12 protein-coding genes and 2 tRNA genes are annotated in these 13,167 nt (G+C 61.9%); 4 read left to right on the forward strand and 10 right to left on the reverse strand.

The annotated features are described in order from the left end of the window. Window positions 1-37: 37 nt before the first annotated feature. The gene (locus tag AOP79_RS02215) at window positions 38-1,378 is read right to left on the reverse strand and encodes an MFS transporter (RefSeq protein WP_062070010.1); all 1,341 of its coding nucleotides are present in this window, start codon (window positions 1,376-1,378) and stop codon (window positions 38-40) included. A gap of 152 nt (window positions 1,379-1,530) precedes the next feature. Here AOP79_RS02215 and AOP79_RS02220 point away from each other — a divergent pair, with 152 nt between their 5' ends. Further along, entirely contained in the window at window positions 1,531-2,571 is a 1,041-nt protein-coding gene (locus AOP79_RS02220) for a LacI family DNA-binding transcriptional regulator (protein ID WP_062070012.1), read from the forward strand. A gap of 28 nt (window positions 2,572-2,599) precedes the next feature. On the opposite strand, the gene AOP79_RS02225 is transcribed toward AOP79_RS02220, so the two are convergent. The 8 genes from AOP79_RS02225 to AOP79_RS02260 all read right to left on the reverse strand — a co-directional run bounded on the left by AOP79_RS02225 (window position 2,600) and on the right by AOP79_RS02260 (window position 8,471). Next, complete coding sequence (locus tag AOP79_RS02225) at window positions 2,600-3,031, reverse strand: MaoC family dehydratase (protein ID WP_062070014.1); 432 nt, start codon at window positions 3,029-3,031, stop codon at window positions 2,600-2,602. After that, window positions 3,031-3,474, reverse strand: coding sequence for an FAS1-like dehydratase domain-containing protein (locus tag AOP79_RS02230; RefSeq protein ID WP_062070016.1), 444 nt, complete (start codon window positions 3,472-3,474; stop codon window positions 3,031-3,033). The genes AOP79_RS02225 and AOP79_RS02230 overlap by 1 nt, the downstream gene beginning before the upstream one ends. A gap of 137 nt (window positions 3,475-3,611) precedes the next feature. Beyond that, on the reverse strand, window positions 3,612-5,066 hold the full coding sequence (locus AOP79_RS02235) for an NCS2 family permease (protein ID WP_062070018.1): 1,455 nt from the start codon (window positions 5,064-5,066) through the stop codon (window positions 3,612-3,614). Between the two features lie 250 nt (window positions 5,067-5,316). Beyond that, window positions 5,317-7,584, reverse strand: coding sequence for a DUF6571 family protein (locus AOP79_RS02240; protein WP_062070020.1), 2,268 nt, complete (start codon window positions 7,582-7,584; stop codon window positions 5,317-5,319). Continuing rightward, window positions 7,584-7,856, reverse strand: a complete 273-nt coding sequence (locus AOP79_RS02245) for a hypothetical protein (protein WP_062070022.1) — start codon at window positions 7,854-7,856, stop codon at window positions 7,584-7,586. Before AOP79_RS02245 ends, AOP79_RS02240 begins: the two co-directional genes overlap by 1 nt. Window positions 7,857-8,039: 183 nt before the next feature. Continuing rightward, entirely contained in the window at window positions 8,040-8,204 is a 165-nt protein-coding gene (gene rpmG / locus AOP79_RS02250; RefSeq protein WP_042213233.1) for a 50S ribosomal protein L33, read from the reverse strand. A 65-nt stretch (window positions 8,205-8,269) separates the two neighbouring features. Further along, window positions 8,270-8,343: transfer RNA gene (locus tag AOP79_RS02255), tRNA-Met, on the reverse strand. 52 nt (window positions 8,344-8,395) lie between these two features. Then, window positions 8,396-8,471: transfer RNA gene (locus tag AOP79_RS02260), tRNA-Thr, on the reverse strand. A 142-nt stretch (window positions 8,472-8,613) separates the two neighbouring features. Between AOP79_RS02260 and AOP79_RS02265 the strand changes: the two genes are divergently transcribed. Together AOP79_RS02265 and AOP79_RS02270 are read left to right on the forward strand one after the other, a co-directional pair. Beyond that, window positions 8,614-9,888 (forward strand): winged helix-turn-helix domain-containing protein, encoded by a 1,275-nt coding sequence (locus AOP79_RS02265; protein WP_062070024.1) that lies wholly within the window; start codon window positions 8,614-8,616, stop codon window positions 9,886-9,888. Between the two features lie 51 nt (window positions 9,889-9,939). After that, window positions 9,940-11,415, forward strand: coding sequence for a sugar porter family MFS transporter (locus tag AOP79_RS02270; protein ID WP_062070026.1), 1,476 nt, complete (start codon window positions 9,940-9,942; stop codon window positions 11,413-11,415). A gap of 92 nt (window positions 11,416-11,507) precedes the next feature. Here AOP79_RS02270 and AOP79_RS02275 read toward each other — a convergent pair whose 3' ends face one another. Next, on the reverse strand, window positions 11,508-11,765 hold the full coding sequence (locus AOP79_RS02275; protein WP_062070028.1) for a hypothetical protein: 258 nt from the start codon (window positions 11,763-11,765) through the stop codon (window positions 11,508-11,510). A 245-nt stretch (window positions 11,766-12,010) separates the two neighbouring features. On the opposite strand from AOP79_RS02275, the gene AOP79_RS02280 reads away from it, so the two are divergent. Then, window positions 12,011-13,090, forward strand: a complete 1,080-nt coding sequence (locus tag AOP79_RS02280) for a tRNA-dihydrouridine synthase (RefSeq protein WP_062070030.1) — start codon at window positions 12,011-12,013, stop codon at window positions 13,088-13,090. Window positions 13,091-13,167: the final 77 nt, after the last annotated feature.

Below are 13,167 nucleotides of genomic sequence, written 5' to 3' on the forward strand. Positions count from 1 at the left end.
CGCGGCACCGGCCGATCCCGCTTCACACGCCCGCACCTCAATGGTCACCGTTGGACTGGTCCGGAGCGTTCTTGCGTGCCTGGGCCGGGCTCACGCCGGTATCCGCTGCAAGCGTGGCTGCCTCAGCGGACACAGTCGACTTACGACGTCCAGGCAACCGAATGTTGCCCTCGCCGCGCACTCCCTGAGCAAAGATCAACGTGATGGTCGATGAGACGGCGACCACCAGCAGTGCCTCGCGCAGTGGGAAGAACTCGCCCAACTGACCCACGATCTGCGGTACCAGCAGACCGGCGACCGTCGAGAACGACGTGATCGCAGCAACGCGCGCTGCAGCGTGAGTAGGGTCATCTGCAGCCGCTGAGATGAGGATCGGGACACCCAGCGCGGCGCCCACGCCCCACAGCGCCACGGCTACCGCGACGAGCCACGGCACGGGAGTCAGGGCAAAGATCAGCAGGCCGATGATGACGCTCGAAGCGGACACCCGCAACACCACGACGCGACCGAACTTCGCGATGATGGGCGCGCCCCACCAACGCACCGTGACCATGGCCACCACAAAGACCCAATACACCACTGCGCCAATCGCCTCGGTGCCCCCGAAGTCTTGAACGATGCTGAGCGCAAGCCACTGCCCGGCAGTCATTTCCGTCATCGACGCCGCAGTTATCAGCAAGCCAAGGAGGAGGACGTGCTTGTTGCGGTACTCCTTCTTGGCTGTGGCGAACGGGCCACCAATGCTCGCAGCACGGGTGTCCTCGTTCGCGGTGCCATCAATCGTGGCCGCGGGGATGATGAGGATGCGGGCTATGGTCATGAAGATCGCGGCACCAACAAAGTGCCATGCCGGCGCAATCCCCAGTTGCGACGCAGCGGCACCAATCGCCAAGCCCACTGCGAGTCCCACCGAGAATGCCGCGTGAAACTGGCTCATGACTGCACGGCCCATGTGCCGCTCAATGACAGCCGCCTCGGCGTTCATACCCACGTTGATGAACGAGTAAGAGAAACTCATGCAAAAGTAACCGAGTGCGAACAGCCACCGTGACGGCATCTCGACGGACATGACGATCGTCAAGTACGCCACCAGCACGCCCACGTTCGCCCAGGTCAAAACCAGGCGCGTGCCAAAACGGGCTACGGCCCACCCCGTAACCAACAGGCCCGCGAGCGCACCAAAAGCGCCGAACATCACAAGCGTCGCCAACTCACCGGTACTGGTGTCGAGGGCGTCGCTAACCGACGGCAACCGCGCCATCAGCGTCGCCATAGAGAAGCCCATCAACGCAAACAGCCCCAGTACGGAGAACCGCGCAATGCGTACCCGAGAAGCATCGGGAGTCGCGGTCGGGGTGAAGGTCAAGCGGCTAGACATAGGGTCCTCAAGAAAGAGATGGGATTCCCACACGAACGGTAGACAACCTGCGTTCGCGGGCGCGATACGATGCGCATGAAGAGGGAATCACTCCATGGTAAACGCGTGCCATGGGCAAAGGAGACACAGTGGCCGGCAAGCGACGCCCAACAATGGCTGACGTAGCATCCCGTGCGAAGGTGTCATTGTCGACCGTGTCGTTGGCTTACTCCGGCGCTGGCCCCATTTCTCCTGACATGAAGGCGAAAGTGATGAACGCCGCCGAGGAGCTGAACTACAGCGGCCCCTCCGCTCAAGCCCGTGCGCTCCGTTCTGGCCGCTCTCATGTGGTGGGACTTGTCGTTCACGATCAACTGTCGCTTGCGTTCCGAGCGCCGCTCGTCTTGAACGTCATGGATGGCCTGATCTCGGATCTCGGCGAGATGGGCCTCGGTGTCCTTCTCATTCCATCGCCTAGCGGCAACGAGAGCGAGACGTCGTTGTTGGAGTCGGCACCGATGGATGCGGCCGTGTTGTTGCGTGTGCGTGACCACGACGAGCCCGCGTTGGAGATTCTGCGCAAGCGCTCCATTCCGACTGTAGTGATGGATGCGGAGGCACCCAAGGGCGGCGCTGCGGTCAGCATCGACGATGGTCCCGCGACGGTGGAACTCATTCAACACTTGCGGGACTTGGGGCACGAACGGATCGGCACCATCACTCTTCCGCATGGTCCTGGCACGGCAACCGAGTTGCGTGCCAACGACTACGACCCTGAGTCAGCGTGGGCACCGATGCACAATCGCCTCCGTGCCTTCGCGCAGGCAGGTGTTGAGCCGTGCGTTGTCGTGGAGACTCGCGAGTCAATGGTTGCGGAAGGTATCGCTGCGGGGCACATCGCCCTGACGCATGAATCCAAGCCCACAGCGCTCGTGGTTCAGTCTGACGTCCTTGCCGCTGGCGCGATCCTGGCAGCGCGGGAACTGGACCTTGCTGTCCCTCACGACGTCTCCATCGTTGGTTTTGATGGGCTCGACTTCCCGTGGCTTGCACCCCATCAGCTCACGACTGTTTCCCAGGACGGTGTGGCCAAGGGTCACGCGATGGCCCGTTTGGTGCGCGAATTCCTCGACGGCCAGACACCAGCCGATGCGAAAACACCTTTGGAGTTCCAGGTAGGGTCCACGTCCGGTCCGGTCAACCCGGAACGCTAGTGGCATTCCGGGCCGAGCCCGGTTTCGGTTACTCGCAGTCGACGATTGCTTGGGCTTTGCCCAAGACCTTGGCACCTTCGAACTCGACGGTGAGGTCGACTCGAGCAGTGCGTCGTTCCTCGTCGAGAGCGCCGATGCGCGCCACCACGGCCACAGAAGCAGCACCGGGGTTGGGCACGGGAATCGGGCGGGTAAAGCGCACCTGATAGTCGGAGACGTTGCCGGCTCCAGCCCACTCTTCGACCACAGAAGCGCCGATGCCCATGGTGAGCATGCCGTGCGCAATAACGCCGGGAAGGCCCACTTCTTCGGCAATGATGTCGTTGTAGTGGATGGGGTTGAAGTCCCCGGATGCGCCGGCGTAGCGGACGAGGGTGTCACGTGTGATCGCCACCTCACGCTCTGCAACGGTCTGGCCCTTTTCGAGGCCGTCGAAACTTGGGCTCGTTGACTCGGTCATCAGGCCTCTCTCACAGCCAGGGTCGAATACACGGTGGAGACGGGGGCACCGTCGGCATCGACGAGCTCGGATCGCGTGGTGACCATCGAGATTCCTGCGCGTTGCTTGATGGAGTCGATGTGGACAGTCGTGGAGATCACGTCACCTGCAACGAGTGGCCGCACGTGTGTGAAGCGTTCTTCACCATGGACGACCATGGAGAAGTCGACGCCCACCTCGGGGTCGGTGACGACATGGAATTCTGCCTTTTGGGCGATCACCACGGCAAACGTGGTGGGTGCGACGAGGTCGGCGTACCCCTCGGCCTGCGCGACCGCGACATCGCGGTAGGCGCCTGAGTAGGCGTCAACGGCATCGGCGAACTCACGGATCTTGACCCGGGTCACCTCGTACGGTTCAAAGGGGCCGTACGAGCGGCCCACGGCATCTGCGTTTACTGGCACATGGCCAGCCTAGCGAACTCGCCGCTTTGGTCGCCGGCCTCACCCGCCACCCCTTCGCCAAATGGCTCCATTTCGCTGTTTTGGCATGCCTAGACAGCGAAATGGAGCCATTTAGCGGGAAGAAGAGGGAGGGGTTGTTAGCCCAAGGCGCTGAGGATTGGGCCAAGCGCGAAGTACAGCACAAACGCTCCCGCCGCTCCCCACATCAGTGGATGCACCTTCCTGGCGCCACCAGTGAAGACCTGCAGCACCACGTAGGAAATGAACCCCACACCAATTCCCGCGGAGATCGAGTACCCGAACGGCATGATGATGAAGGTCAAGAAAGCCGGGATAGCGATCCGGTAGTCCTTCCAATCGATGCCCGCGACCTGGGCGACCATGAGAAATCCGACCACGACGAGGACGGGTGTGGCGGCCTCGAACGGCACCAACGCGTAGAGCGGCGTCAGGAACGTCGACAGCAGGAACGCGACACCCGTCACCACGGAGGCCAGACCGGTGCGCGCGCCATCGCCCACACCGGCGGCCGACTCGATGTACGACGTGTTCGAGCTGACCGAACCCAGACCACCGGCGGCGGCGCCGACCGAGTCGACGAGCAGGATCTGCTGGGTGCGCGGAGGGTTGCCGTCCTTGTCGTTGAGGCCGGCCTCGGAGCCCACGGCCGTCATGGTTCCCATGGTGTCGAAGAAGTCGGTGATAAGCAGCGAGAAGATCATCAGCAGCGCCGTCAGGAGAGGCAGCGACGTGAAACCGCCGAAGAGGTCGACCTGGCCCACGAGCGAAAAGTCAGGTGCGGAGACCACCGAGTCGGGGATGGCCGGCACGACGAGAGCCCAGCCGTCTGGGTTGTCGGTGCTCTTGGCACCCAGGCCGGCCACGGCCTCGACAATGACCGCGATCACGGTGGCGGCAACGATCGACAGCAAGAGCGCGCCGCGGACCTTCTTGGCCATCAGCACGATCGCGATGAACAGGCCAATAACGAATACGACCATGGGCCAGGTGGAGATGTAGCCACCGTTGCCGAATTGGGTGGGGGTGCCTGCGCCGGTGGTGACAATGCCTGCGTCGTAAAGGCCGATGAAGGCGAGGAAGAGGCCAATGCCGACGGCGATCGCCTGCTTGAGGAACGTCGGGACCGCGGCGAAGACCGCCTTGCGGAAGTTTGTCAGCACCAGGACGAAGATGATGATGCCCTCGATGACCACGAAGCCCATGGCCTCCGGCCACGACATGCCTTCGCGCGAGGCGATCGAGTAGGCGAGGAAGGCGTTGATGCCCAGGCCAGCGGCCATGGCGAGCGGGAAGCGCGCCCACACGCCCATGAGGATGGACAACAGGCCCGCAACCAGCGCGGTGGCTGCGGCGACTAGCGCGAGATTGGGCTCGGAGCCGCCGCCCAGGAAGTTGCCCTCACCATCGGCGACCGTGCCGATGATGAGCGGGTTAAGGACCACGATGTAGGCCATCGTGAAGAAGGTGGTCAGACCTCCCCGAATCTCCTGCCCGAAGGATGATCCCCGGGCGGTGACGTCGAAGTAGGTATCGATTTTGCCGGCAAAGCCGGTGCGCGCGGGCGCGGTCATGCGATCTCCTCAGTAGTTCATGGGCGCTGAGTTCCCAAGAGTGTTGGCCATCAGGGTGCGCGGCACACGGGTTGACCCACGGGCGTTGCGCGATGACAGCCTACTGGCGCTGAGAACCACTGCTGTCAATGGCCTGCACGGGGCAGACGACAAAGGGAGAAGCACCACCACGTTTCCCTCCCGGCGCATACTTCGTCACCGGTCACAGCGACTGCTAAGTGCGCGCCTCGGGTCACGAGTCCGGTACTCGCTAGGACCCTCCAGCGACTTCCCGTCGAAATGCCTCTGCAAGTTCCGGTCTGTCTACGTACTCCAACGCACTCACATACTGGTCCATGTAGTCATCGAGCAAGGCGGATTTGAAGTCGGAGACCTCAGCGTGAGTCATGTCGTCAGAAACTCCTATGAGCGAGTCACTGAGGAATGCATCGAGCCGTGAATCCATCGCCACGTAACCAGCACCGATCGCGGCGTTGGTTTTTGCACTCGCGCTCTCAAGTTCGTTGCCCCACGTCGCCACCACACCGTCCTCGACGCCACTTTGCAGCATCCCCGTGAGCTGGTCGAATCCCCATGCCATCCCCTCAGGGATCTTCTCACTCATTGGAATCGGGATAAGTCCGACCACAGCACCGGCTCCATTCACTCCATCAGCGACAAGTTCGTCATTGATGCGCGCCTGCAACTCTTCGACGCCGCCGATAGACCCAAGATGGAAGGCCTCCAGTTCCACGTAGTCGTTGAACGCCGTCTCCCACTTCACACCGGTCACGTCGCTCAGCGATGCGGCTTGCAACACCTGAATCTGGTGATTCCCCACTGCATTCGACAGCGCCACGAGTCCAGCGTCATTGCCACCAACAGTCCCCCACAACCGCGCAAGGTCACCCGAGTCAGTCACGGGCATCACGGTCTGGTCTCCGACGCCTAAGAAGTACGCACCGCCGCCGTCATCTAGGCCGCGCCCAGCGATGGTGGTCTCCATGAGCCAAGGAAGTGCAACGTTGAGCGAAGTCGCCATGCTCTCTGCGCCCCTATCGGAAAGCCCCTCCGGAGCAAACTCAGCGCCTTCTCTGCTGCCTAGAGCGGCGACCACCTCTTCCGTAAGGTAAACCTGCGCATCGTAGACATCGCCGGCAGTGCTTCCTTCATGGAACCCGCCTGGTGTAAGCATCGCGCTCTCCCATGCACTTGCCGCACCAGCCCAGCCATCGTCAATCCACTCCCGCGTCCCGTAATAGTGCGCTATGCGGCTATCCCCCAGCGTCATGCCGTCGTTGAGCGGGTCGACCGTGGTGTCGGTGAGCCATTGCAACGACAGCCCAGGATCATTCGACATTGTCGTGAAGATCTGAGCCATCGGGTCGAAGACTTGTGCCCTTTCGTCATGAGGATCGTGCGAACTGCGAGAAAGGGCGTACAACTCGGGTTGAAGCGCCGAAGACACACGCAGCCCTGCCTGTTGATCACCGCGGGGCAGCCCACGCTCGATAAGGTCCAATCGCGTGGCGAAAGCGGTTGCCAGCGTGGCACTCATCGGAGCCTCGTCTGGCGCCGCGAACAAGAAGTCAAGAGCGTCGAGCCCTGTACCATGCAAAATGACGAGACCCTCATCAGGCATGAAATCGTCGGCGAACCTCCCGGCGTCCGCGGGAGTCCAAAGTGCACTTCCACTGCCTATCGAGGCACGGACCGCCAACAAAGCCGCCACTGGAACAGCCTCCGCACCAAGATCGTTGGAGTCCAAGTCGTCAGCCAACGCCCAGACGAGATCGCGAGCCTTCTCGCCACCCACCTCAAGCCACACCTGGCTCGCGAGCTCAGGATCGCTCTCCAACGATTCCAACAGGCCGATCAAGCGCGCACGGTCTTGCTCCGAAATTTTGCCCGATACGGCCTCACCAACCAGATCCTTCACCTCAGTAGTCACCGCTTGTTGACGCGTGCGAAAAGCCCCATAGGTACCTGTCAGAGCCCCAGCCCCATAGATTGCCTTGGCTACGTCCCACGAAAGGACGCCCTCGACGTCAAGTGAACTGTCAAGCGCGGCTTGAAAGGTGCTGTCGGCGCTGGCCCGTTCGTCCGCTAAACCGCGAAGGATTGACCTTTCGTAGGACGTCTGCGCATCCAACTCTGCCAACCGCGCGTCCATCGCACCCTCTGGGATCGGCTGTGCTTGCACCTGACGATAGGCGTAACTCAAACTCGCAATTCGTTGCCGGACTTCCGATGTTCGCGTCGCGATCGAGTCAACCGTCTCTGCATAAACATCGGCTGCTAGCTTCCGCGCATCAAGCCAAGCGATAGTCCTGCGGAACTTGGGCTCGAAGTCGCTCACTCGTGAGGCCCACGCGTCCACCGCGGCACCAGTTGCGCCTGCGGTCACGGTCCCATTGATACTCGTGATCCCCGAGATCGCAGTTTCAAGTCTCCTGGCACGCCGGTCTTGCTCCGCAGCAAACGTCGAAACCACACTCATGTCACCCACGCCGGGGTCTTCCTCACTCCACAGCGCCATCAGCGTGCCACTTCCACACCCAAAGTGGTGTCCACACTTTCGAAAAGTGCGCCCACGCTCGTCAACGTGGTCGCGGCGTCATGTGTCTCCCCACCAAGATGCAACATCGCGAGCGCCGCGACCCGTTCCGAGTCACGAGCACTCTGCGCGACCGCCGTTGCTCCACACGCGCTCAAAGACTGTTGCGGTGCGCTAAATTCCGCGGCCGCATTTTTCATTCCGTTACCCGCCTCGACGAGCATGCCGCCATCGATGACCAATTCGTTGCCCAAGATCTCCCCCTCTAATCAAGGATGACGATAGCGCAAAGAGCGGGAAGCGATACGGGCACACCGTGCAGACGGGCTCGTAGCTCAGGCTCCGTGGAGACGACAAGGCGCCGGGCAAAGCCAGTGCTGGGGAACACGAAGGCCCGCTACCAATCGGCAGCGGGCCTTCGTCGAGACTAGAGAGTCTTAGCGCGTCTCACGGTGCGCAGTGTGCTTTCCGCACTTGCGGCAGAACTTGGAGAGCTCCACGCGGTCGGGGTTGTTGCGACGGTTCTTGCGCGTGATGTAGTTGCGGTCCTTGCACTCGGTGCAAGCCAGCGTGATCTTCGGGCGTACGTCGTTCTTTGCCATGGGTCTCTCCCAGCCTTGTGATGACACGCCCAGAAGGCGCGGTTGCAGGAAGACTTCCTGCGTCGTAGCGAGGGCGGGACTTGAACCCGCGACCCCACGATTATGAGTCGTGTGCTCTAACCAACTGAGCTACCCCGCCGCGAGAATGGGACAGCCGCCGGTCTTTCGCAAGACCGACGGCGACTCATCCTTGGAGCCCCGACAGGGAATCGAACCCTGGACCTTTTCCTTACCATGGAAACGCTCTACCGACTGAGCTATCGGGGCCAGCCGGACTAGGGTACACGGAGTTTGGGGTGGAAGTGAAATCGGCCGATGCTGGCTCTTCGAGAGCGGCGTTCTCGCCTGTCGCTACAGTCTCGCGGGAGAGCGTCCAGCAGGTGTCGGACGTCACCCTTAGGGTGACATCGTGACCGTCGACCTCAGTCCCAGAGAAGCTCGTCGCGTCTTCCTCCATGCCCAAGGGCTGTCCCGTGCACGACCCCGAGGCAGCGTCGGCCCTTCCGCCGTTCAGGCGTACCTCGAGCGCCAAGGGATCCTCCAACTCGACAGCGTCAACGTGCTGACCAGGGCCCACTACATGCCCCTGTTTTCGCGACTTGGCTCGTATGACCTAGGGATGGCAGAGGAAGCGTTATGGGGTCACCATGCGGGCCACGCAACTGAGGCGTTTGAGCATTGGGGGCACGAAGCTTCCGTCATGCCGCGAGACCTACTGCCCGCGATGCATTGGCGCATGCAGTCCCGCAGCTCGTGGAAAGACCGCACGGGCCAGCGCCTCGAGGCAGAACGCCCTGGCCTCATCGACTCCGTGCAGGCCGCCGTGGAGGAGTCGGGCCCTGTCATCGCGAAGGACCTTGACCACATGGCGCCTCGCGAGCGCGCGAAAGGCCCCTGGTGGGATGCCAGCCATGTGAAGAGCGCCCTCGAGTACCTCTTCATTACTGGTCGCGTGGCAGCCTCTCGCGGACCACATTTTGCGCGGACCTACGATTCGACACAGCGTGCCTGGGGTCTCCCGCCAGCCGACGAAGGCGACTGGGGGCTATCCGCGAATGTGGGCCAACAACTCTTGTTCGATCGCGCGATCAGCGCATGCGGCATCGGCGCCTTGAAGGATCTGTGCGACCACTACCGCCTGCCGTATCAAGCGAGAGATGGCGTGGCTGGCGCTCAGGCGTGGGCGGCCTCAGCTGTGGAACGTGGACTTGCGCAGTGGGTCACGGTCGAAGGCTGGCTCGAGCCGACGCTCATGGCAAGTGGCGCCTCTGATCCTGGCCGGGCCACCGGCACAGCACTGCTCAGTCCCTTTGACCCGGTGTGCTGGTTTAGGCCGCGCTTGGAGCGCATGTTCGGTATGGAATACCGCATCGAGATCTACACTCCGGCTGCCAAACGCCAGCACGGCTATTACTGTTTGCCCCTGCTCGTTGGTGACCAAATGGCGGGGCGCTTTGACCTCAAAGCTGACCGCACATCCAGAGTTCTCGACGTGCGTGCGTCATGGCGTGAGGAGCGTCCAAGTCCAAGCGCCCCGGCGCTTTCTGACGCACACATCGCTGCGGGTGCGGCTAAGGACATTGAGCGCATGCGCGCGTGGCTTGGGCTTGAAGACATTCACGTATCCCCCCAGGGAAATCTTGCCTCCGCAGTTCGCACAGAAATATCCCTCATCCATCGATAGTGTGTGGATGATGAACGCAGCACCCCGGCTAGCGCACCATAAGGAGTACGCATGACTACCGCCAATGAAGGCGCCACCGCTCCACCTGCCAAGTTGAATGGAAAGGTCATTGCGATCTCCATCGGCGCCGCGCTGGGTGGATTTCTCTTCGGTTTCGACTCGTCCGTCATCAATGGTGCCGTCGACGCTATTTCTGAAGAATTTGCACTGAACGACGCTGTCACCGGCTTCGTTGTCGCTTCTGCGCTCTTGGGCTGTGCGGTGGGTGCATGGTTTGCCGGCACCATTGCAGATAAGTACGGGCGCATCCGTGTGATGGTGATTTCAGCGATGCTGTTCTTCCTGTCTGCGTTTGGCTCGGCATTTGCCTTTGGAGTACTTGATCTCACGCTGTGGCGCATCGTCGGAGGCTTGGCTATTGGTGCCGCCTCGGTGATTGCCCCGGCGTATATTGCGGAGGTTGCGCCATCCGCCTTCCGTGGCCGGCTCGGCTCACTGCAGCAGATGGCCATCGTCCTCGGTATCTTCGCCGCTCTGCTCAGCGACGAGATGATCGCCACGGGCGCGGACGGCGCTGCCAATGAGTGGTGGCTCGGTCTGGACGCATGGCGCTGGATGTTCCTCATGGCGGCCATCCCCGCGGTCATCTACGGGCTCGCTGCGCTGCGACTGCCAGAATCCCCGCGCTACCTCGTCGGCAAGGGCCGGCTCGACGAAGCCGCTGTCGTGCTGCGTTCCTTCACAGGAACCTCCGATGTCGACACGAAGATCCACGACATCAAGGTCACCCTCGGCGAGGATTCCAAGCGATCCCTTGCAGACCTGAAGGGCAGCACCCTCGGCCTCAAACCGATTGTCTGGACGGGAATCCTGCTGTCCGTCTTCCAACAGTTCGTGGGCATCAACGTCATCTTCTACTACTCGACCACGCTGTGGCAGTCCGTGGGCTTTGACGAGAGCGAAGCGTTCACCACCTCAACGATCACGTCGGTGACCAACATCATCGTCACCATCATTGCGATCATGCTGGTCGACAAGATCGGCCGTCGATTGCTGTTGCTCATCGGTTCCGTGGGCATGACCTTCTCCCTCGGGCTCATGGCGTTCGCGTTCTCGACGGGAACCCTGGACAGCGAGGGCAACGCGATTCTTAGCGACAACTGGGCACTCACCGCACTGATCGGTGCCAACGCCTTCGTGGTGTTCTTTGGCGCCACATGGGGCCCAGTGGTCTGGGTCCTGTTGGGTGAGATGTTCCCCAACCGCATTCGTGCCACTGCGCTCGCAGTGGCCGCAGCCGCTCAGTGGCTCGCCAACTGGGCCATCACGATGACGTTCCCCATCTTCGCGGGAATCGGGCTCACGTTCGCCTACGGCTTCTACGCCAGCATGGCGTTGCTGTCGCTGTTCTTCGTGTTCTTCCGAGTGCCGGAAACAAAAGGCATGGAACTCGAAGAGATGTCGTCCGACGTCCTCGTCAAGCGCGGAAAGTTCGTGCACCCCGACGGCGACGTCATCGAGGGCTAGTTCCGGCCCCAAAGTCCTACCCGGTCACGGTCGCATCCGCATGGGGTGCGACCGTGACCGGTTATACAGCGCACAACGGATGTGCAATGCCGTCAGGACTTCTTGCGCACCAAGTGCACGAGCGACGCCCCTGCCAAGCCGACCCAAAAGCCCACGGCAACGGCACTCACGAGTAGTGAGCGTTCAGGTGCCCAACCTGCGGCGATCAACAGGCAAATGCCAAATGCAACAAGTGCTCCATAGGTGAATGCAGTGGGGCGCGTGGACCACGGGTCGGATCCTGTGAGCTGAATAACGGAAACCGCAAGGGCCGCCGTCGAGAACGCGAGGATGAGGCTCCACCAGATCATCGGCCGTACCCGCCCGCGACGAGCAGGACAACGAGGAGCGACGCATTCCCGGACACTCGTGACTTCACAAGCCCAACCCCCTATTTCAACAACCACACCCTCTTGCGCGATCGTGAATCACACATTAGGTCTCAGCAGACAAACTGTCCATAGGTAAGTTTCAATAGTGAGCGCATGCATCCCAGGGGCTAGTTCCGGCCCCAAAGTCCTACCTGGTCACGGTCGCATCCGCATAGGGTGCGACCGTGACGTGGTTTTACGACCCTTTGGCGACCTACGAGGACAACCTCGAGCATGGTCCGTTTGGGGCGTTCGCTTCAGTACCACCCATCGCTCACGACACGCGACGCGATCACCAGTTTCTTGGACACCCCGTCAATCGGCCCTTTGGGATTCCCGCAGGGCCGCTCGTCAATGGAACGTTCTGCGCTGCGGCGTTTGAGCATGGCTTTGACCTTCCCATCTACAAGACCGTGCGCACCAGCCTCCGTCGCCCACACCGCTTCCCTCACACACTGGCGGTGCGCGTGGATGGAGACCTGCCCGCGCGCTCTACAGAGCCTGTTCTCGCCGACTCACGCTTGAGCACCGCGACGTCGATCTCCAACTCCTTTGGTGTGCCCTCCCGCGATCCGGACGAATGGCAGCCAGACATGGCGCGAGCAGTGGCATCGGCGGGGCCTGGACAGGTGCTCATTGGGTCCTTTCAAGGGACGCGGGTCACAGCGACGGCCGCAGATCCAGACGAGTCCTACATTGCGGACTGGGTGGCTGCGGCCCGACTGGTTATCGAGACTGGCGCGCCAATATTGGAGATGAATCTCTCCTGCCCGAATGAGGGCACGGGCAATCTGTTGTGCTTTGACGTGCCTCTTGCCGCACGCATTGCGGCCGCGGTCAAGGAGGCTGTGGGCGACACGCCGCTCATTCTCAAGATTGCCTACATGGATGACCACGACCTGGAACGCCTGGTTTCTGCGACGGCTGGGATTGTTCAGGCGTACGCCGCGATCAACACACTGCCGGCCCGCTTGGTGAACAAGCGCGGGACGCCCGCACTGCCCGGTCCTGGCAGGGAGGTCGCGGGCGTGTGCGGCGCAGCTATTGCATGGGCCGCCCGAGAGATGGTGACGCGATTGGCTCGGAACAGGGACGATGCTGGGGCTGAGTATTCGATCATTGGTGTAGGCGGCGTGATGAACGTCGGCGACGCTCACACGTTGGCGGGGCTCGGCGCGGACGCGGTCATGAGTGCCACGGGAGCGATGATTGACCCACTCTTGGGCGCCCGCGTTCAGTTGGAACCTTGGCCGCAGCGCCGCTAGCGGCAACAAGCGAGCCCCCTTCCCCACTGCGCGACCCGCGTCACTGACCCCATGTGGGACTTTAGGCCCACATCCTC

Source organism: Demequina sediminicola (genome assembly GCF_000975055.1).
GTDB lineage: Bacteria > Actinomycetota > Actinomycetes > Actinomycetales > Demequinaceae > Demequina > Demequina sediminicola.

What these genes read in the sequence shown, in the direction of transcription:
- AOP79_RS02235 (WP_062070018.1), bottom strand. Translation starts at nt 5,066, where the DNA reads ATGACCGCGCCCGCGCGCACCGGCTTTGCCGGCAAAATCGATACCTAC.
- AOP79_RS02215 (WP_062070010.1), bottom strand. Translation starts at nt 1,378, where the DNA reads ATGTCTAGCCGCTTGACCTTCACCCCGACCGCGACTCCCGATGCTTCT.
- AOP79_RS02270 (WP_062070026.1), top strand. Translation starts at nt 9,940, where the DNA reads ATGACTACCGCCAATGAAGGCGCCACCGCTCCACCTGCCAAGTTGAAT.
- AOP79_RS02220 (WP_062070012.1), top strand. Translation starts at nt 1,531, where the DNA reads ATGGCTGACGTAGCATCCCGTGCGAAGGTGTCATTGTCGACCGTGTCG.
- AOP79_RS02275 (WP_062070028.1), bottom strand. Translation starts at nt 11,765, where the DNA reads ATGATCTGGTGGAGCCTCATCCTCGCGTTCTCGACGGCGGCCCTTGCG.
- AOP79_RS02225 (WP_062070014.1), bottom strand. Translation starts at nt 3,031, where the DNA reads ATGACCGAGTCAACGAGCCCAAGTTTCGACGGCCTCGAAAAGGGCCAG.
- rpmG (WP_042213233.1), bottom strand. Translation starts at nt 8,204, where the DNA reads ATGGCAAAGAACGACGTACGCCCGAAGATCACGCTGGCTTGCACCGAG.
- AOP79_RS02240 (WP_062070020.1), bottom strand. Translation starts at nt 7,584, where the DNA reads ATGGCGCTGTGGAGTGAGGAAGACCCCGGCGTGGGTGACATGAGTGTG.